Below are 20,467 nucleotides of genomic sequence, written 5' to 3'. Positions count from 1 at the left end.
TTATTGTAATAAAAAGTTAACAATTAATATAATTCCCACCGCTAAAGACATGATAAGGATATATGTCTCTACATTTCCGTTCTGTACACGCTTCATAGCTTTTCCGCTGTCTTCAGCACCATCACCTACAAAGTTTACAAAACGGTCTAAGATACCCTTATCAAACATTTTTCCTCCGCGTCCTAATCCTTCAACAGTTTTTACAATCAATGCGTTGTAAAGTTCGTCAACGTATAATTTCTTAGCAGAAAGCTTTTCCCATCCGGTATAGCTTTCTTCTGCAATAGCCATTTTTTTCTTCTTCACGTAGGTATTTCTAACGATAAACCAAACAGAGAAGAACATCAGGATTGTTGCAGCTAATAAGATCATTTCAGTATTGAAAGGTACTCCTGAAAGAGTAGCTTCCATCTGGCTGTAGCTTTGTTCCGTAAGAACAGGCTTTAACCATTCCATCAGTTTGGCATAATGACCGTGACCGATGAAGTGTGGCAAGTTAATGAAACCTCCAATTACAGAAAGGATAGCCAATACGATCAATGGTAATGTCATATTCAGGGGACTTTCATGTAAGTGGTGTTTTTGTTCTTCAGTACCTCTGAATTCTCCGTGGAATGTCAGGTAGTAAAGTCTGAACATATACGTTGCAGTCATAGCCGCTAAAACAAATAAAATTACCCAGTAAACAGGGTTTTTAGCGAAAGCTGCTACTAAAATTTCGTCTTTAGAGATCATCCCTGAAAGTAGAGGGAAACCTGAAATTGCCAATGTTCCGATAAGGAATGTAGCGTGGGTAAGAGGAATATATTTTTTAAGACCTCCCATGAAACGCATATCCTGCTCGTTGCTCATGGCGTGGATTACAGAACCGGCACCTAAGAATAATAATGCTTTGAAGAAAGCGTGCGTCATTACGTGGAACATAGCCGTTGTATACGCTCCAAGACCTAAAGCAATGAACATAAACCCAAGTTGTGAAACAGTAGAGTAGGCCAATACTTTTTTGATATCGTTTTGACGAAGTGCATAGAATCCTGCTAAAGCAGCGGTTAAGAATCCAATTAATAGAATTCCTCCCTGTACTGTTGGAGCTAAAGTAAATAAGAAATTTGATCTTACTACCAAATAGATCCCAGCCGTTACCATTGTTGCAGCGTGAATTAACGCTGATACAGGAGTTGGTCCTGCCATTGCATCCGGTAACCATGTATATAATGGAACCTGAGCAGATTTACCGGTAGCACCGATGAATAAACTCGCTGTGATAAAGATGATCACTGTTCCGTCTAATTCAAATTTTGAAGCATTTTCAGCTACTGAAAGGTAATCTACAGCATTGGTTTGAGCGGCAATCATAAAGATACCGATCAATAATGCAAGGTCACCAATTCTGTTCATGATGAAAGCTTTTCTTGCTGCTTTACCATATTCTTCGTTGGTATACCAGAATCCGATCAATAGGTAAGAACAAAGACCTACTCCTTCCCATCCAATGAATAAGATAAGGTAGTTGCTTCCCATTACTAAAAGTAACATTGAGAAAATGAAAAGATTCAGGTAAGTAAAAAACTTATAGAATCCTTTGTCATGACTCATATATCCGATAGAGTATAAGTGGATCAGTGAACCGATACCCGTAATGATCATCACCATCATTAAAGAAAGCTGATCAATCTGGAATCCAAAATTAATTTGTACTCCATTTACTCTAAACCATTCAAAAGCTTTTACGATTACGGGCTGGCTTTCAGAATTAAAATTCATGAAAAGACTTACAGCGATACAGAAAGATCCGAATACTGCTGCCGTTGCCAGGGAACCTACCAATATTTTTGGAAGATTTTTCCCGAATAAACCGTTAATAAGAAACCCTAAAAGTGGTAAAAGTACTATTGCATATACTAAATTCTCCATTCTTATCCTCTTAATTTATTAAATATACTTACATCTACAGAACGGGTATTTCTATATAGCATAGCAATAATTGCCAAACCTACTGCTACTTCAGCAGCAGCCACTACCATAATGAAGAAAACTAAAAGTTGTCCGTCGCCGTTTCCTTTATATGCTGAAAATGCTGCCAACAAAAGGTTTACAGAATTCAGCATAAGCTCTACACAGCCCAGAATCACAATAGCATTTTTTCTAAGCAATACTCCCATCACTCCCAGACAGAATAATACTGAACAAAGAATGATAAAGTAGTTCAAAGGGATGCTTTGTATAAATGTATTTACTTCTCCCATAATTTTATAAATCTTTTTTACCGATTAATACCGCGCCTACAATACCTGCCAAAATTAGGATGGAAGCAAGCTCAAACGGTAAAACATATTCATTAAACAAAAGTCTACCCAGATTTTTAGTAAGACCCACACCTCTGTCTACATTCTCCACTACAATATGGTTGTCCTGTACGCCTCTGAACACCCCTAAAACTCCTACTAAAAGTAGACCTGCAGTAAAAACTCCAATAAGTTTTAAAGTATTACCTTTCTTACTTTCGTCTGCTTTATTAAGGTTAAGCATCATTAAGATGTAAAGGAAAAGTACCATAATGGCACCTGCGTACACTATAATCTGGATAATTGCAAGAAACTGTGCATTTAAAAGAATGTACATACCAGCAATTGAAAACATTGTAACAATCAATGACAAAATAGCATAGAGAGGATTTCTTGCGAATACAAAATAAATTGCACTAGCCACTGCTAAAAACGCCACCAAGAAAAATAAAAACTGATCCATTATTTTACCGCATTTTTTTGTTTCTCGGATTGTCTTGTCGTGATGTCAATCCTTTCATTTATTTTTTCAACTAATTTATCTTTTCCATAGATAAAAGAACCTCTGTTGGTTTCTACATCTACTAGTCTGTCTGTAAGATAGATGGCAGATTTAGGACAAGCTTCTTCACACATACCACAGAAAATACATCTTAGCATATTGATTTCATATACTGAAGCATATTTTTCTTCTCTGTAAAGACCTTTTTCTTCTTTAGTTCTTTCAGCAGCAGTCATCGTAATGGCTTCTGCCGGACAAGCTACCGCACAAAGTCCACAAGCTGTACATCTTTCTCTGCCTTCCTCGTCTCTTTTCAAAACGTGCTGACCTCTCCAGATGGTAGTTCTCGGCTTCTGTACTTCCGGATACGAATATACTGCGGGAGCACCCTTTATCACGGTTCTTACAGCATGCTTAAATGTAATCCCCATTCCTGTAAAAATAGCAGGAAGATAGATTTTTTCAGCAAGGGTCATTTCTTTATTGGAAACAACTTTTGATCTGTTTGTAAGTTTCATTTAATTATAGATATTAGATGTTAGACATTAGATTTTAGACTAATCTTGTCTGTTATCTTAATTATTTAATATTGATGATTGAATATGATAGGCTAAAGATAAAGCTTTGATTTCATTATCAAATTTTCAAATTAGCTCATTTTCAAATTTTCTTAGTTTCCAAACGCTAAGATTACAGCTCCTGTAATCAATAGGTTTACCAATGCCATAGGAATCAATGTTTTCCATCCTAAGTGCATTAACTGATCGTATCTGAATCTTGGAAGTGTCCATCTGATCCACATAAAGATCAAAATTCCGATAACGGTCTTCGTTAAGAATGCAACAACGCTCAAAATACCTGCCGTGTTTTCACCCCAGTTCTGAGTTACCCATTCTATACCAGGATAGTTGTATCCTCCAAAGAAAAGAACCACCATGAAAGCATTAGAGATAAACATGTTCACATATTCTCCAAACATATATAAACCTAACTTCATGGAAGAGTATTCTGTAGAGTATCCTGTTACCAATTCAGATTCACACTCAGGTAAATCGAAAGGGTGTCTGTTTGTTTCTGCCAGTGCAGCTACAAAGAAAACAAGGAATGCTATTGGCTGGTAGAAAATATTCCAGTTCATTCCTGAACCCCAAGGAATAACTCCCCATAATTTTCCGGTAGTCTGACTTTCAGTAATTTCTTTTAGGTCTAAACTTCCAGACATCATAATGATAGAAAGAAGTGCTAGTCCCATTGCCAATTCATAAGAAATCATCTGAGAAGAAGCACGGATAGCACCTAATAATGAATATTTGTTGTTCGAAGCCCAACCTCCGATCATAATTCCGTAAACCCCAATTGAAGCCATTCCGATGATGAAAAGTACACCAACGTCAATGTTAGCTACCTGAAGATCAAAAGAAGTACCTGCAATATTTAAACTTTTACCCCAAGGAATAACAGCTCCTGTAATTAATGAAATAAACATTACCAAGGCAGGTCCTAATACGAAAAGGAATTTTTCTGCATTGGCAGGGGTAAAGTCTTCTTTAAAGAAAAACTTTCCACCATCAGCAAGAGGCTGTAATAGTCCGAAAGGTCCGGCTCTGTTAGGACCAATTCTGTCTTGCATGATAGAAGCCACTTTTCTTTCTGCCCAAGTAGAGTAGGCTGCAATCGTTAACGATAGCAAGAAAAGTGCTAATACAAGTATAAGTTTAAATGTAAGTAAATCCATTTTTTATTTAGATATTAAGATGTCAGAGGCTAGGTATCAGATGGTCTGAAGTCTGAGGTCTGAAATCTGATGTCTTTTAATTAAAATTATTTTTCGTCTTTTTCACTGATTTCCTTAGCCATTGGATTGTCTAAAACTCTTAGCTCATCCTTAGGTTTTTCGTAGTGATTCAATGAAATTACAGAGTGTCTGTCGATATGTCTAGGACTTTCGATGTTCCAGTCTGATAATGCTTTTCTTTCGAAACGGCATGTATCACAGATGAATTCTTCAACTTCACCCCATTGGTCTTTTCTTGCAGTTACTCTTACAATTTCATCACCTTTCATCCAAACTACCGCTTTTCCTGAACACTTATCACATTTACAAGTAGCATTCATTGGTTTTGTAAACCATACTCTGCTTGCGAAACGAGATGTTCTGTCTGTTAATGCTCCTACAGGACAAACGTCGATAATGTTTCCGATGAAGTCATTGTCTAAAGCTTTATTTAAATAGGTTGAAATTTCAGCGTGATCTCCTCTGAAAAGAATACCGTGTTCTCTTGTTTCTGTAAGCTGGTTTGCAGTCAATACACATCTTGCACAAAGAATACAACGGTTCATGTTCAATTTGATGTTCGGTCCAAGATCATCAGCTTCGTAAGTATTTCTTTCGAATTCTGTTCTTGTCTCAAGATTTCCATGCTCATATCCAAGATCCTGAAGGTGGCATTCACCAGCCTGGTCACAAACCGGGCAGTCCAGCGGGTGGTTTACCAGTAAGAATTCGGTAACCGCTTTTCTTCCTTCCTGAGCTTTCTCAGAAGTAAGGTTTTTAACTTCCATACCGTCCATTACATTCGTTCTGCAACTTGCTACCAATTTTGGCATAGGACGCGGATCTGCTTCAGATCCTTTAGAAACTTCTACAAGACAAGTTCTACATCTCCCTCCACTGGTTTCTAACTTGCTGTAGTAGCACATAGCAGGAGGTACAGATTTACCACCGATTTGTCTTGCAGCTTCCAAAATGGAAGTACCAGGCATCACTTCGGTAGTCTGTCCGTCTATAGTTATTTTGAATTTTTTAACTTCTTCGCTCATATGATATGCTTTAAGCTTTATGCGTTAAGCAATAGGCTTTGTTATTTATATTTCTTTGTATTAAATGTATATCCAATTCCTGCTAGAACTTGTCCGAAAACAAAATCCTGGCGTGCTTTATCAGGTTTGTTATTTAATGTAGTTTTAATATCCCACATATTAATATAACCGGCTTTTCCTTCTACTCTAAGCATCCAGTTTTTCCAGAAAACTAAGTTAAGACTGGATCTGATATCAGTTCCCATACCTGCAACGTGAAAACGGTCACTTCTTTCATTACCAAAAAGTTTTACATTACTTTTAGGGAACATAAATCCGATTCCGGCTCCATAGGACCATACTAAATCTATATTTTTCTTATGAATAAGGTTTTTGTATTTCTCAAGACCTAGATTTTCATAATTTAATCCGTCTGTATGTTCAAAAGTAAGGAACTTCTCATCTGCAAGGTTTACCTGCCCGTTTTGTACCATTGCTGCATATTCAGGATCTGAAATATGCCCTTTAAAGTTAACGGTTTGATTTTGATCCATCACATATTTCATGTGATCAATCCCTAAAACAAGGGCTAAATTATCTTTAATAAAATATCCTATTCTGAAATTATACTGCGTTACGGTAAACCAACTTGGATCAAAATAAACGATTCCAAATTTTGTAGGCCTGTCTTGTGCTGTTACATTATTCAATTGAAAATCGTACCCGTTTCCAGTAAAATGGATGTCAGAATTGCTATAAGCAGCTCTGTTCCAGCCATAAAAAACGAAAACCTGACCTTTCTTACTTAATGGATTAGGCTTCTGTTTTTTTTCTACTTTATCAGTAGAAGCTACCTCCAGTTTATATTCTTTCTCTAATGTATCTTTTTTAACCTGCCCAAAAGCAAGTCCCGACATCATTAAACCAACAACTAATAACTTCTTCATTTTAACTAAGCATTTTTTTCAACAGCCGGAATAGGATCTGCATAATGTGCCAATCCATAGTTTTGAGTCTGAGATAACTCAGGGTTTTTCACGTGCCACTCAAATTCATCTCTAAAGTGACGAATTGCTGCTGCAACCGGCCAAGCTGCCGCATCACCTAATGGACAAATGGTGTTTCCTTCGATTTTTCTCTGGATATCCCAAAGTAGGTCGATATCTTCCATCTTTCCTTCTCCTTTCTCTATTTTCTTTAAGATCTTATGCATCCATCCCGTTCCTTCACGGCAAGGTGTACACTGCCCACAACTTTCATGGTGATAAAATCTCGCCAAAGTCATGGTGTGTTCTACGATACACTGGTCTTCATCCAAAACGATGAAACCTCCTGATCCCATCATAGTTCCGGTAGCAAAACCACCATCTGCCAATGATTCATAGTTCATATATCTTGGCTCTCCGTTTACGGTTCTCAGCAATAGATTAGCCGGAACAATAGGAACGGAACTTCCTCCAGGAATACAAGCCTTTAATTTTTTTCCATCTTTAATACCACCACAATATTCATCAGAGTAGATGAATTCTTCTACGGTAATCGTCATGTCAATTTCATACACCCCCGGTTTGTTGATGTTTCCACAAGCAGAAATTAATTTCGTTCCTGTAGATCTTCCAACTCCGATTTTAGCATACTCAGCTCCTGTTATATCAATGATAGGAACAATTGCTGCAATAGATTCAACATTATTTACAACCGTTGGTCTTTCCCAAAGTCCTTTTACAGCCGGGAAAGGTGGTTTTAATCTTGGGTTACCTCTTTTTCCTTCAAGGGATTCTAGCAATGCAGTTTCTTCACCGCAGATATATGCTCCACCTCCTCTTTGAACATAAATTTCACAATCGAAACCTGTTCCCAGGATATTTTTACCTAAAAATCCTGCTGCTTTGGCTTCTTCAATAGCTTCTTCAAGAATATCCGGAATCCAAGAGTACTCTCCACGGATGTAGATATAAGAAACATTTGAACCTAAACAGAATGATGAAATCAACATTCCCTCGATCAATAAGTGAGGAAGGAACTCCATTAGATATCTGTCCTTGAATGTTCCAGGCTCAGATTCATCCGCATTGACAACAAGGTGTCTTGGAACCCCTTCAGGCTTTGCCAAAAAGCTCCATTTCATCCCTGTTGGGAATCCGGCTCCACCACGTCCTCTTAGTCCTGAAGCTTTTACTTCTTCAAGAATTTCGTCAGGAGTCATCTTCAAGGCTTTTTCAGCTGCTGTGTAACCTCCCTGTTTACGGTATGTTTCAAAGTAGCGAATACCTTCTATATGTGCGTCTTTAAGTAAAAGTTTTTTACTCATTGTTTATTATGCTTTTAGCTATTGGTTTGTCGCCGTTAGCTTTTTATAATTATTTTAAAAATTAACTGATTTTAAATTCTGGATTCAAAATCTTTATTAGTCTAAAGCAAGTTGTCCCTGTCTGCAAAGCTCAAGGATTTCGTCTACTTTTTCTATCGTTAAATTTTCATGAAAGAATTTACCTAACTGCAACATTGGCGCATATCCGCATGCTCCAAGACATTCAGCAGGCTTTAATGTGAACATACCGTCTTCGGTAGTTTCTCCATCCTTAATATTCAGTTTGGTCCTGATATGGTCAAGAATTTTTTCGCTTCCACAAACCATACAAGGTCCTGTTCTGCAAACTTCCAAAACATATTTACCTACCGGCTTCATATTAAACATGGTATAGAAAGTAGCCACCTCATATACTTCAATTGGCTGGATACTTAATAGTTCTGCAACATAATCCATCACAGGAACATCTAACCATCCTCCGAATTCTTTCTGTGCTAAGTGAAGTACAGGAAGAAGGGCAGACTTTTGTCTTCCTTCAGGGTATCTTGCGATAATTTTGTGTACCTGTGCTAAACTTTCCGGTTTAAAAGCTATTGTTTCGCTCATTTTTTTAAATGTATTATTGTACAATGTACAATGTACTAATGACTTATTTATTCGATCATTGTAAAATCATAAATACATTTTACAATGGTACTTTTTACAATTGTTATGCGTCTAATTCTCCCGCAATAATATTCATACTACACATCGTTACAATGGCATCTGAAATTACAGAACCTGTAATCATTTCAGGATATGCCTGATAGTAGATGAAGCATGGTCTTCTGAAGTGAAGTCTGTAAGGGCTTCTTCCTCCGTCACTTACAAGATAAAATCCTAATTCTCCGTTTCCACCCTCTACAGCATGGTATACTTCTCCTTTTGGAACATCAGTTTCTCCCATTACAATTTTGAAGTGGTAGATCAATGCTTCCATTTTTTGATATACATCCGCCTTTTCAGGAAGATAGAAGTCAGGAACATCCGCGTGGAATGGTCCTTCCGGAAGATTTTCGTATGCTTGTTTGATAATTTTAAGTGATTCCCAGATTTCTTGTTGACGAACCATGAAACGGTCGTAAGTATCTCCTGAAGTTCCTACAGGAATAATAAAGTCGAAATCTTCGTATGATGAATAAGGTTCTGCAACTCTTACATCATAATCTACGCCTGCTGCACGTAGGTTGGGACCTGTGAAACCATAGCTTAATGCTCTTTCAGCAGAAATTGCTCCCGTACCAATGGTTCTGTCCATAAAGATTCTGTTTCTTTCTAATAAAGTACCGAATTCTTTAAATCTTGCAGGGAATGTTTTTAAGAAGTCTTGCAATAACTCATGGAATTTTGGAGTGAAATCTCTTTCAAATCCTCCGATTCTTCCCATATTGGTTGTCATCCTTGCTCCACAGATCTGCTCATACATATCATAAATACGTTCTCTTTCAATGAACATATAGGTAAGACCTGTAATTGCTCCTGAGTCCATTCCGGTTACCCCATTACAAATCAGGTGGTCTCCAATTCTGGCAAGTTCCATTAAGATAACACGCATATAGTCTACACGCTTTGGAACTTTAACGCCGATCAGCTTCTCAACTGTCATGTGCCAACCCAAATTGTTGATTGGTGCAGAACAGTAATTCATACGGTCAGTAAGAGTCGTAATCTGAGAATAGTTTCTTCTTTCAGAAATTTTCTCAAATGCTCTGTGGATGTATCCTACTGTCTGCTCTGCATGAAGAATTCTCTCTCCGTCCATCGTTAAGATATTCTGGAAAATCCCGTGAGTAGCAGGGTGGGTGGGTCCTAAATTGAGGGTGTATAATTGTCCGTCAATCTGTTCCTTACTTTCGTATTGGTTTAGTATATTAGATAATGAGTTATCTTTCATAATGATTGCTTTTAGCTATTTGCTTCCGGCTATTGGCTGGATACCATTGGCCATTCGCTTTTTATCTTCCGAACATATTATCATTCTTGTCGGTTCTTGTACCGTCTTCCAGTCGATATTCTTTCAACATTGGGTGGTATCCAAGATCTTCCATATTCAGGATAGGCCTAAGATCAGGATGTCCTTTAAACTTAATCCCGTAGAAATCATACGTTTCTCTTTCCATCCAGTTAGCTCCGGCATATAATTCAACAAGAGAATCTACTTCAATATTTTCTCTGGACATAAAGATTTTCAGACGTAATCTGAAATTAGCCATCATGTTATGTAAATGGTAGACTACACCTATTTCCTTTTCTGGAAACTCAGGGTAGTGAATTCCACATACATCGGTAAGGAAATTGATTTCCAAAGTTGAATCCTTAAGATAATGAATGATCTTCTTGATATCTTCTTTTTTCACTTCAATGGTCAGCATTCCATATGGCTCTGAACTTGAAATAACAGATTCCGGAAATTCTCTGGTAATTGCTTCTAATACAAATTCGTTTGTCATTTCCGTTTAGTTGCTTATGTTGTAAGAATCTAATAATTTCTGATATTCAGGCATATCTCTTCTTCTGATGCTTTCGCTTTCTGCAAGAGCCTGTACCTGCATTACCCCTTCAATAATTTGCTCTGGTCTTGGAGGACATCCAGGAACATAAACATCCACCGGAATTATCTTATCTATTCCCTGAAGAACAGAATATGTATCAAAAATACCACCACTGGAAGCACATGCTCCAACAGCTACTACCCATTTGGGTTCAGCCATTTGAGTATAAACTTCTTTAAGGACCGGTCCTAATTTTTTTGATATAGTTCCACAAACCATCAGCATGTCTGCTTGTCTTGGAGAGAAAGAGTTTCTTTCCATACCAAATCTTGAAGCATCATAAGTCGGGTTCAGGGTAGCCATAAACTCAATACCACAACAAGAGGTAGCAAAAGGTAACGGCCAAAGTGAAAACTTTCTTGCCATCCCGATTACACTGCTCAGTTTTGTTGCGAAAAACCCTTCTCCTTCATATCCTTCGGGAGCAGGTGCATCTGTTCTTATTACTGGTTTTTTATCTGACATCTTGTAGATGATTTTAAATTTTAGATTTTGAATTAAAATTTTGGATGATTTTTCTAAGAAATCTTCTTTTGAAGAATTGCGATCCAAAATCCATTATTCACAATTCATAATTTTACTTTTATTTATCCCAATCTAAGGCACCACGCTTCCAAACATAGAAAAACGCTACGAAGAATATCGCAACGAATGTAAGTACAGCCAGGAATCCTTCCATGCCGAATTCTCTGAAGTTTACCGCATATGGATAAAAGAATACGATTTCAATATCGAATAGTACGAACAATACCGCAGTCAGGAAGTACTTGATGGAAAACGGTGTTCTTGCATTTCCCTCGCTAGGAACTCCACATTCCCAGCTTTGGTTTTTTACAGAATCTCCTTTTTTCTGCTTTGGACCTAGGAAATGTGCTCCAAGTAAAGAAACAGCTACGAATGCTACTGCTACACCTGCCTGGATAAGGATTGGAATATAACTTTCAGGTAAATTCATTTTTGCATTATTATCTCAATTTGCAAATTTAGCGAATAAACAAGAAAGGGTGAAATTTATCAGCTTAAAAGTCGGCTGAAAATGGTGAAAAAATACAATTTAGAATCAATAAAAATAACGGATTATTTCTTCATTTTTTTTAGAAGCGAATATGCCATGAATGAGATGTATCCAAAAAGAAGACTGGCAAAAATGATGTTAATCACAGTATTGGTTCTGTCATCCTGGGATTGTAGGAAGAAATTGTAAATGATAAATCCTGCGATTAAAATAGCAAAGATGATAAGCTGTGGTTTCATAGAGTAAATTTAGAGAATTTAAAGATTGCAGGTCGTAAATAATGGTTGCCGGGTAATGAAAACGAAAGCATTACCCAAGGCTCCTTATTTATTGTTCATTATTTATCATCAATGAGTAGGTTCTTCTTCTTTTATGATTTACAGGATTGTAATCCTGCCATAGAACCTGTACACTTTTGTTTTCTTCAAGCTCAGGATTGGTTTCTGCAAAATTAATTCCCATACTTGTAAATCGTACAAATATTTCCTTGAAAATAATTGCCGTTACCCCGCGTCTTTGATATTCAGGATGAATTCCGATAAGGTAGAAATTGGCACGGTCATTCTTCTTGCTGGCCTGTAAAAAGTGCCACCATCCGAAAGGAAATAGTTTTCCTTTTGACTTTTGTAAAGCTTTCGAGTAGGAGGGCATGGTAATGGCAAAAGAAACCAGCTGCTGGTTTTCATCCACTACACATATGACATAGTTTTTATCAATAAGAGGGAAGTATTTCTCTTTGTAAGTTTTGATCTGTTCATCCGAAATTGGAGTATACGTAGAAAGATGTTTGTAGGTTTCATCCAATAGCTTGAACATAGGTTCTACATAAGGGAGAATTTCTTCCTTTGATTTGAATTTGAGAACACTTAGCTTATACTTCTGAGCAATCAGCCCGCTGAATTTTTCTACTTTTTCAGGAAGTACTTTTGGAAAATTCATTTCATATTCTACCCATTCTTTTTCTTTGGTTAATCCCAGTTTTTCAAGATGTTTTGGATAATAGGAATAGTTATAAATTCCAATCATTGTCGCCAGTTTGTCAAACCCCATAGTCAGCATACCCGCCTTATCAAGATTGGTAAAGCCCATTGGTCCTTCAATCTTGTCAATTTTATGTTCTTTGGCATAATCAATTGCGGTTTGAATTAAGGCTTTGGAAACTTCAATATCATCAATGAAATCTATCCAACCAAATCGTACTTTTTTGATGCCTAATTCCTTTTCTTCCTTATGATTAATAATGACAGCAATTCTTCCAATTACCTTATTGTCTTTGATAGCCAGAAATTGTTTTGATTCGGAGTAATCCAGGGCCGGATTTTCTTTTGCATCCCAGATTTTCATTTCATCTTTAATAAAGGATGGAACATAGTATGGATTATTTTTGTATAAATCCATCGGAAATCTTACGAATTGCTTGAGTTGACCAGCTGTTTTTACTTCAATAATTGAAATTGTAGACATGTTTTTTGAGGTAATTTAAGGACAAATATAAATAATAATATCGGATACTTTGGCACAGTTTTTATATCATTATGCTTAAAAATTGAACACAAAATCTATATAAAATGGCGGGTTATTATATCATTATTGGTATTTCAATGCTGGTGAGCTGGTGGGTTTCATCCAGGTTGAAATCAAAATTTGAATATTATTCCAATGTACATCTGCGAAACGGCCTTTCGGGGAAAGAAGTAGCAGAGAAAATGTTGAGAGATAACGGGATTAATGATGTTCAGGTAATATCAGTTCCCGGACAGTTAACGGATCACTATAATCCAGGAGATAAAACAGTAAACCTTTCCGAAGGAGTATATATGCAAAGAAATGCAGCTGCAGCAGCTGTGGCAGCCCATGAATGCGGGCATGCTGTACAACACGCAAGAGGGTATTCAATGTTGAACCTGCGCTCCAAGCTGGTTCCTATTGTAAACATAAGTTCCAATCTGATGCAGTTTGTGCTTATAGCGGGTATCGCAGTAATGGCAGCTTCAAGAACAATTGAAAATCCAAATGGTAATACAACTGTTTTAGCGATTGGAGTGGCAATGTTTGCAGTAACAACCCTTTTTGCCTTTGTAACGTTACCGGTAGAATATGATGCCAGCAACAGAGCTATGAAATGGCTTAAGGATACAGGAACTGTAACTGCTGAAGAATTTGTAGGGGTTCAGGATAGTTTAAAATGGGCAGCAAGAACATATGTGGTAGCAGCCCTGGGATCTTTAGCCCAACTTCTTTACTGGGGATCTTTACTTCTTGGAGGAAGAAGAGATTAATCATTAAGATCAAATGAAATATATAGCATCTCAGATAATTTTCTGAGATGTTTTTTTATGCTGTAAAATAAAAGGTTCTGCTAAAAGAATGTCAAATATAGAATTGGCCATAGATAAAATGTATGCCTTTTCTTTATTTTTGATTATAAAGGGTGCTATTCACTAAACTCGAATGATACATGTTGCATTTCAGATAATTTTTCTGAGATGCTTTCTCTTTGTGCAAGTTTTAATGAAGCCGTAAGGATGCAGTTTTCATTAGCATCGAAATTAATAACTTTCGCATCAAATTTTGAAAGGAGCGTGAAAATTGTATTCTGCTGATTAAAATTAAACTGGATTTCAATTTCTGTTTCCAGTTCTCTTGTGATAATGTTGGCTTCTTCAAGGGTAATCTTTGCTGATTCTTTGTAGGTTTTTACCAATCCGGAAACACCCAGCTTGGTTCCGCCATAGTAACGAACTACAATAACCAGTACATTGGTGACTTCGTTGGCTAGTAGTTGATTGTAAATAGGCAACCCTGCACTTCCTGATGGTTCTCCGTCATCATTGGCTCTGTAATTTTCACCACTTAATCCCATTCTGAAAGCATAACAATGATGGGTGGCCTTTGGATGCTCAGTCCTAACCTTTTCCAATGCTGCTTTTAATTCTTTTTCATTGTTAACAGGGTAGGCAAATCCAATGAACTTGCTTCCTTTTTCTTTTAACAGGGTGTCTTCTATGGGTTTTTCTATGGTTTTGTATTCAAACATTTCCTCTCAGCAGTTAGTTTTGCAAATTTAAAACTTTAGAATTCACTATCCATGTGTATTCGTGAAAAAGTATTTTAATAAAAAAAAGAGCGTTTCCGCTCTTTTGATTTGTATATAAATAGTCTAGCAAGGAAAACTTCCATCCACCCAAGGTGGTGGGCAGCTCATGCTGGATGGGGTAGGGCAGCAATGTTGCCATGCAGGTGGATAATATGAACAACATTTTGGGGCTATACCTCCTTGTACTTTTTTTAAGCCTTGTCTTGAAACTTTCTGTATGTTTTTCATGGTAATATGTTTTGGTATTACTAATATAAAGAAATTATTTCATGTACAGGTGATAAATTGCTTTATTTTGATTTAAAAAAAGAAATGGTATTATCCCTATAGTTTTCTATTTTGTAGGCTGTATTGTCAAATTTGGGGGCTTTTGTGCCGTTTTCTACTTTTAGATTTTCATTTTTAATGATAATAGCTTCATCCCAGAGATCAGCATCAATAAATTGTTGTAAGGTAAAACGGCCGCCTTCAATAATAACGGATTGTATCTGTTCTTTATATAAAGCTTCCATCAAGTTTGCCGGGAAATTTTCCCTTTCGATTTTAATGAATTGAATATGATCTTCAGTGCCTTCTTTGATGGTATTTAAAACCAGTGTTTTTGCTTCATTATTGTAGATCTTAAAATGCTGGGGAACTTTTAAGTCAAAATCAATTAAGATTCTGGTTGGGTTTGTTCCTTCCACATTCCTTACCGTTAAGCCTGGATTATCATTTAATGCAGTTTGTGTTCCTACTAAAATGGCATGTTCATCGGCTCTTAACTGGTGAACAAACTGATTAACCAAAGCGTTTGATATGAAAGTAGGCTTAAAATCTTTGTCTAAGAAACCGTCACCAGATTCTGCCCATTTTAAGATCATGTAAGGTCTTTTCTTTTCATGATAAGTGAAGAATCTTTTATTCAGTTCAATACATTCTTTTTCAAGAATCCCCGAAACAGCTTCAATCCCTGCATCCTGAATGATTTTTTTCCCTTTTCCATTAACCTTGTCATGGGAGTCCATAGCTCCAATGACAACTTTTTTAAAGCCAAGCTCTTTAATTTTTAAGGCGCAGGGTGGTGTTTTTCCGTAGTGGGCACAGGGTTCCAGTGAAACATAAATGGTAGATTCAGGAATCAAACTCTTGTTTTTAACAGAATTAATGGCATTGATCTCAGCATGTGGTTCTCCTGCTTTATGATGGTAGCCTTCGCCAATAATTTCTCCATTGTGTACAATTACACTTCCCACAAGTGGATTGGGGTAGGTTTTGCCTAGAGCCTTTTGAGCCAGCTCAATGCATCTTTTAATATATAATTCGTCGTTGTTCATGTTGGTAAAAAGAAAAAGCGAAGACAAATTGCTTTGCTCCGCCTTTATTTATTGTATTAAGGTTTATTCTCCGGCAATGATGCTGTGGAGATTCTGCTTTAATGTTTCCAGATGAGCTTTCTTTTCATCAATGGTGTTGTAAGTATCTCTTAAAAGAGGATTTTCCCTTGATGGTTTGTTGAAGAAAGATAGGTTGTTTTCCAGTTTTACAATTTCTCCTTCAAGATCGGATATTTGGTTTTTGATCTTTCTTGCCTTGTCAGTAAGTTGGTTTTCAGATAAACCTTCTTCTTTCAGTTCAAGTTCATTGATCTTATTGATCTTTAATTTTTCTCTTAAAGTCTTATTAAACTCTGTATTAATTGAAATTTTATCTCTAGGAACTTTCCCGATATTATTCCAGGATGTCTTGATTTGTTCAATTTTTTCAATGCTTCCTTCTTCGTTGGAAACTGTTTTTAATTCTTCAAGAAGAGCTTTTTTGTTTTTATAGTTCTCTTTCCAGTTATCTGTAGAAGTATTGCTCTTTTCTCTGTAATTGTTGAAGAAAGCGTTACATGCATCACGGAATTCATCCCAGATTTTATTCGTCATGCTTTTTGGAACGTGACCCACTTTTTTCCAGTCTTCCTGAAGCTTTTTGAATAATGGAACAGAAATATCCCACTCTTCATTGCTCTTATTGTCCTGAGCAGTTTGTATTAATTTAAGTTTTTCTTCCAGATTCGCTTGCTGAGAACCTTTTAAAGACTTATAATAGTTGTTTTTGGTTGTATTGAAACCTCTAAGTGTTGTTTTGAAATCATTCCAGTTTTGGTTGGAAAGTTTTCTTGGAACGCTTCCTGTTTTCAAAAATTCGGAACGTAGATCTTCCACCCTTTTAATGGCGTTTTGCCAGTAGTTGTGATTAGGTGTTTCAGCTGGTTCAGAAAGTTTCTTGATTTCAGCAATGATTTCGTTCTTTTTTTCAAGATTTGCACCTTGTTCCTTTTCGATGGATGCTGAAAGTTCAGATTTTCTTTCGTGGATTTTATTGGAAATTTCCTTGAACTCTTCCCAAGTTTTTTCACGGAACTCTTCTGCTACAGGTTCAGCTTCTTCTTTCCAAAGCTTATGAAGATATTGAAGTTCATTTAAAGCTTTCTGAATGACAGGTTCATTTTCAAGTTCCTGAGCACGGGCAATGATGTGCTGTCTTTTTTCCAGATTGTGGCTATATTCCTGCTCTAAAAATTCTTTATTCAGATCCAGCATCTGATAAAATTGATTCAGGTGGTGGAAATAATTATTGTTAAGGATTTTAAACTCAGATTTAGCAACCTGTCCGGCTTTAGACCACTCTTCTTTAATCTCACGAATGGATTTAAAAAGATTAGTTCCCGGTTCAGAGTTGGTATAAAGGTTTTTTAATCTTTCAATAATGTTTTGACGGTGTTCAAGATTTTTTTTCTGCTCTTCTTCCTGTCCTTTCTGGAAGTTGTCATGCTTTTCTCTGAAAATATTGACCAAAGCTGAGAATCTGGTTTGTGACGGGTGCTCATAACTAAAGTTTTCAGGAGCATTTCCGGCATCTACATATTCATGCTTTTTATCTTCCACTTCATCATGGATGTAATGACTTGCTTTTTCTTTTAACTGATTGAATCTTTTGAAGTTTTCACCAGCATTTTGAGTGTTGATGATTGTTTCCATTTCCTTTAAGGCATCAGTCAGGGAGATTTCAACTTCTTCATGTTCTTCCAGGTGTTCTGCATCATCTTCATGTGGGGGCGCATCATGAGAAACTATGTTCTCTGAGGTCTCCTGAGATACGTCATTAGGATTTTTCTTTTCTTCGTTTTCAGAAAGATTGTTTTCTGTAGTCATAGCAAATCTTTTATGTGAGTGGCGTTAATATCCTTTGAATATAGCTGTAAGGCCAATTAAAGTACTAATTTATGTTATTTTTTTTGAAAATTCCAAATTTCCCAAGCTTTTTCTGCTTGCTGCTCAAGCATATAATAACCGTTTACTGTTTTTGCTCCTTTTTCGGAGGCATTGATGATAAATTGGGTGTAGTTTGGGTTGTATATTAAATCTATAACTAAATGCTCGGAAGAAAGCCCTTCAAAAGGAAATTTCAGACAATCTTCAACATTCGGAAATGTGCCCACTGGTGTGCATTGGATAATGATTTTATGTTCCTGAACAGTTTCTGTATCAAGATTTTCAAAATTGATTTCAGAACTTCTTGTAACTGTTTTGGATGGAATATTGTGTTTGTCCAAAACATATTTTACCGCTTTTGCAGCTCCTCCATTACCAAGAATCAAAGCTTTGTCCTGTGAGTTTTTTTTATGGAGAAAAAGTGTTTTTTCAAAACCGAAAGCATCTGTATTATAACCTGTTTTTTTACCATTTTGGATCAAAACACAGTTTACAGCTCCTATTTTTTCAGCTTCATCGCTCAATTCGTCAAGATAACTAATGATTTGTTCTTTGTAGGGGATCGTAACATTGAATCCTAAAAGTTCCGGTGAAGAAAAAAGGTTTTCTACTTCATTAATTTCATTCAGGTCAAAAATATCATAGGAAAAGTCTTTAAGCATAAGCTTTTGAAACTTATTTTCGAAGAATTTTTTAGAAAAGGAATAGGAAATATTACGTCCTATTAATCCTAATTTTTTATTGGAATCCATATGATCAAAATTAAAAAAAAAGACCGGATAAATCCGGCCTTTGGTTTGAAATATTTTCAATAATTATTCTACAATGAATTTGGTAGAAGAATTATCTGTTTTTAGGATGTAAGTTCCTTTTACCAATCCTTTTAGATTGATCTTGTTTGAATTTTTGAAAGGATTTGCAATCACTTCAATTACTTTTCCCGAAAGATCATAGATTTCCGCTTTTGCAACTTTATTAAGATTTTCACCTTTTACAAACAGTTCATTATTTTTTACCGGGTTAGGGTAGATGGTGAAGTCTGATTTGTTTTTTCCTGTCTCAATGGTTCCTAATGATCCATTGTAGCAGTTCCACATTAAGTCATCCATTGCAGGTCTGTCTTCTGTAGAAGAATTGGTAAACTTAATTGTAAAGTTTCCACTTACATTAATGTTGTTGATTGTAGTCGTTTTTACAGTTGAATTATAAGGAATAATTCCTACATTCACATCATTAATAAAGACATTTAAACTTCCAGCATTTCCATTGAACTTTAACTGAGTTGTTAGCGTAAGGCTTTGGATTCCTCCTGAAATTAGGGAACTTGTTAAAGTACCATTTCTAATTGTTATTGCTTTCCCATTAATAGTCTGGTCAATTCTTGCATCAGTTGCAGTCCATGTTATGTTATTATTGGTCCATACTCTTGTATTGTAGGCTGGGTTGGTAGATGTAGGGATATTTGTAAAGTCTTCTGTTCCACAGCTTCCACCTCCTGTAGCAGGACCGTCAAGAGTTATTCCTGTAGCTGTATTACTTTGTGGAGAAGCATTTGCAAAAGCATCTCTTGCAATGACATAGAATGTATATGAAGTAAGTGGAGATAACCCCGTCACGGTAGCCGTTGTAGCTGTACCGGATACTGTAGTTTTAAATATACCATTTACATAGATATCATAAGCTGTTACGCCAATGTTATCTGTTGCTGCCGTCCAGCTTAGAGATATTGAGTTTGAAGTAGGGGTATTGGTTGCTAAATTGGTAGGAGCAGTTGGAGCCTGGTTGTCAACAATTGGGCTTCCCCAAATCATTTGAGCGTAGGCAGAGTTATCTATAAAAGGGTTTCTGTTTCCTTGAAATGTATAGGCTGCATTGTTTCTCGCTGTTTCTGCATCGGATACAGGATCCATAGCATTCCATGCTAAAAGCTGCTGAAGTTCCCAGTCCTGAAGACCCGGGAAAGCAGATCCTCCAAGCATATCCCCACTAGAGAAGCCGGCAAGTTGTGTTTCATATCTTGTTACAAAATAAAAGACCATTCTTGCAACATCTCCCTTGAATGCATCAATAGGTTCAAATACAATTCCTGAATATCCTGGAGAAACTGAATTTCCTACTTTAGAGCCATTCTGAGAATTATAAGAAACTGAATTGCCTACCTTTCCGAACGGGTAGTTGGATCTCATACCATTTACCTTACCATCTGTAGCACGGATAAAGTGGATGTCAGATTTCATAGGAAATGCTTCGTTGAATAAACTTTGAGGAACAATATGCTCTCTGTTGTAGCATTGCCCTTCAGTACTATACTGTCCACATTGGCTAGTACCTACAGTGAAATTATAAGGATCTGGTCCGTTGGGATTTTCGGAGTAGATATCTAATATTGTTCCGTCGTTTTCATACGTTGTATCACGATCAGTGGTGAAATAGGCTGTCCATAATCCAGAATAGCCTTTGTCCTGGTGTCCTTCTTTGATAATGGTTCTTAGAGCGGTTTTAAGATTTGCTCCCGTTAAACCCACTGCAGGATCATAATAACCGGGAGGAGCTTGTGCAATTGCGTTAAAGAATGCAAAGCTTAATAAGAAAAAAGATAAAATTCGTTTCATTTCTTTAAAATTG

General features: G+C 36.6%; 22 protein-coding genes. 1 reads left to right on the top strand and 21 read right to left on the bottom strand.

Annotation, left to right across the window (positions count from 1 at the left end):
• The 15 genes from nuoL to C7D53_RS15705 form a co-directional block, all read right to left on the bottom strand.
• On the bottom strand, positions 1-1,914 hold the full coding sequence (nuoL, locus tag C7D53_RS15770; RefSeq protein WP_106917373.1) for an NADH-quinone oxidoreductase subunit L: 1,914 nt from the start codon (positions 1,912-1,914) through the stop codon (positions 1-3).
• A 2-nt stretch (positions 1,915-1,916) separates the two neighbouring features.
• Positions 1,917-2,246, bottom strand: coding sequence for an NADH-quinone oxidoreductase subunit NuoK (gene nuoK, locus C7D53_RS15765; RefSeq protein ID WP_045492868.1), 330 nt, complete (start codon positions 2,244-2,246; stop codon positions 1,917-1,919).
• A gap of 4 nt (positions 2,247-2,250) precedes the next feature.
• Entirely contained in the window at positions 2,251-2,748 is a 498-nt protein-coding gene (locus C7D53_RS15760; protein ID WP_106917372.1) for an NADH-quinone oxidoreductase subunit J family protein, read from the bottom strand.
• Entirely contained in the window at positions 2,748-3,305 is a 558-nt protein-coding gene (locus C7D53_RS15755; RefSeq protein WP_040996950.1) for a NuoI/complex I 23 kDa subunit family protein, read from the bottom strand. Before C7D53_RS15755 ends, C7D53_RS15760 begins: the two co-directional genes overlap by 1 nt.
• Positions 3,306-3,457: 152 nt before the next feature.
• Positions 3,458-4,522: an NADH-quinone oxidoreductase subunit NuoH gene (nuoH, locus tag C7D53_RS15750; protein WP_106917371.1), complete on the bottom strand. Its 1,065-nt coding sequence runs from the start codon at positions 4,520-4,522 to the stop codon at positions 3,458-3,460.
• Between the two features lie 86 nt (positions 4,523-4,608).
• Positions 4,609-5,607, bottom strand: a complete 999-nt coding sequence (locus tag C7D53_RS15745) for a 2Fe-2S iron-sulfur cluster-binding protein (RefSeq protein ID WP_106917370.1) — start codon at positions 5,605-5,607, stop codon at positions 4,609-4,611.
• A 41-nt stretch (positions 5,608-5,648) separates the two neighbouring features.
• Positions 5,649-6,533 carry a hypothetical protein gene (locus C7D53_RS15740; RefSeq protein ID WP_106917369.1) on the bottom strand — a complete coding sequence of 295 codons (885 nt, stop codon included), beginning with the start codon at positions 6,531-6,533 and terminating at the stop codon, positions 5,649-5,651.
• A gap of 5 nt (positions 6,534-6,538) precedes the next feature.
• Positions 6,539-7,897, bottom strand: a complete 1,359-nt coding sequence (gene nuoF, locus C7D53_RS15735) for an NADH-quinone oxidoreductase subunit NuoF (RefSeq protein ID WP_089739361.1) — start codon at positions 7,895-7,897, stop codon at positions 6,539-6,541.
• Between the two features lie 96 nt (positions 7,898-7,993).
• Positions 7,994-8,503, bottom strand: a complete 510-nt coding sequence (locus C7D53_RS15730; RefSeq protein ID WP_047377758.1) for an NADH-quinone oxidoreductase subunit NuoE family protein — start codon at positions 8,501-8,503, stop codon at positions 7,994-7,996.
• 103 nt (positions 8,504-8,606) lie between these two features.
• Positions 8,607-9,830 (bottom strand): NADH dehydrogenase (quinone) subunit D, encoded by a 1,224-nt coding sequence (gene nuoD / locus C7D53_RS15725; RefSeq protein ID WP_106917368.1) that lies wholly within the window; start codon positions 9,828-9,830, stop codon positions 8,607-8,609.
• 61 nt (positions 9,831-9,891) lie between these two features.
• Positions 9,892-10,386 (bottom strand): NADH-quinone oxidoreductase subunit C, encoded by a 495-nt coding sequence (locus tag C7D53_RS15720; RefSeq protein WP_106917367.1) that lies wholly within the window; start codon positions 10,384-10,386, stop codon positions 9,892-9,894.
• Positions 10,387-10,392: 6 nt separating this feature from the next.
• A complete protein-coding gene (locus tag C7D53_RS15715) occupies positions 10,393-10,953 on the bottom strand; it encodes an NADH-quinone oxidoreductase subunit B (RefSeq protein WP_002983540.1) in 561 nt (186 codons plus the stop codon).
• Between the two features lie 118 nt (positions 10,954-11,071).
• Positions 11,072-11,443 carry an NADH-quinone oxidoreductase subunit A gene (locus tag C7D53_RS15710; RefSeq protein WP_076356209.1) on the bottom strand — a complete coding sequence of 124 codons (372 nt, stop codon included), beginning with the start codon at positions 11,441-11,443 and terminating at the stop codon, positions 11,072-11,074.
• A 122-nt stretch (positions 11,444-11,565) separates the two neighbouring features.
• Positions 11,566-11,742, bottom strand: a complete 177-nt coding sequence (locus C7D53_RS21000) for a hypothetical protein (protein WP_162926200.1) — start codon at positions 11,740-11,742, stop codon at positions 11,566-11,568.
• Positions 11,743-11,830: 88 nt separating this feature from the next.
• Entirely contained in the window at positions 11,831-12,967 is a 1,137-nt protein-coding gene (locus C7D53_RS15705; protein ID WP_106917366.1) for a GNAT family protein, read from the bottom strand.
• A gap of 104 nt (positions 12,968-13,071) precedes the next feature.
• On the opposite strand from C7D53_RS15705, the gene C7D53_RS15700 reads away from it, so the two are divergent.
• Positions 13,072-13,782 carry a zinc metallopeptidase gene (locus tag C7D53_RS15700; RefSeq protein WP_106917365.1) on the top strand — a complete coding sequence of 237 codons (711 nt, stop codon included), beginning with the start codon at positions 13,072-13,074 and terminating at the stop codon, positions 13,780-13,782.
• 155 nt (positions 13,783-13,937) lie between these two features.
• On the opposite strand, the gene C7D53_RS15695 is transcribed toward C7D53_RS15700, so the two are convergent.
• From C7D53_RS15695 to C7D53_RS15675, 6 genes are all read right to left on the bottom strand, one after another.
• Entirely contained in the window at positions 13,938-14,540 is a 603-nt protein-coding gene (locus C7D53_RS15695; protein WP_106917364.1) for an IMPACT family protein, read from the bottom strand.
• 123 nt (positions 14,541-14,663) lie between these two features.
• Positions 14,664-14,828, bottom strand: coding sequence for a bacteriocin-like protein (locus C7D53_RS20995; protein WP_162926199.1), 165 nt, complete (start codon positions 14,826-14,828; stop codon positions 14,664-14,666).
• 62 nt (positions 14,829-14,890) lie between these two features.
• Complete coding sequence (ribD, locus tag C7D53_RS15690) at positions 14,891-15,916, bottom strand: bifunctional diaminohydroxyphosphoribosylaminopyrimidine deaminase/5-amino-6-(5-phosphoribosylamino)uracil reductase RibD (protein WP_106917363.1); 1,026 nt, start codon at positions 15,914-15,916, stop codon at positions 14,891-14,893.
• A 63-nt stretch (positions 15,917-15,979) separates the two neighbouring features.
• Positions 15,980-17,782 carry a DUF349 domain-containing protein gene (locus C7D53_RS15685; RefSeq protein ID WP_106917362.1) on the bottom strand — a complete coding sequence of 601 codons (1,803 nt, stop codon included), beginning with the start codon at positions 17,780-17,782 and terminating at the stop codon, positions 15,980-15,982.
• Positions 17,783-17,856: 74 nt separating this feature from the next.
• Positions 17,857-18,594 (bottom strand): shikimate dehydrogenase family protein, encoded by a 738-nt coding sequence (locus tag C7D53_RS15680; protein WP_106917361.1) that lies wholly within the window; start codon positions 18,592-18,594, stop codon positions 17,857-17,859.
• Positions 18,595-18,657: 63 nt separating this feature from the next.
• Complete coding sequence (locus tag C7D53_RS15675) at positions 18,658-20,454, bottom strand: endonuclease (protein WP_106917360.1); 1,797 nt, start codon at positions 20,452-20,454, stop codon at positions 18,658-18,660.
• Positions 20,455-20,467: the final 13 nt, after the last annotated feature.

The sequence above is a fragment of the Chryseobacterium aurantiacum genome (genome assembly GCF_003020585.1).
Taxonomy (GTDB): domain Bacteria; phylum Bacteroidota; class Bacteroidia; order Flavobacteriales; family Weeksellaceae; genus Chryseobacterium; species Chryseobacterium aurantiacum.
Note: the sequence above shows the minus strand (reverse complement) of the source record. Positions and strands in the feature narration are given on the sequence as shown.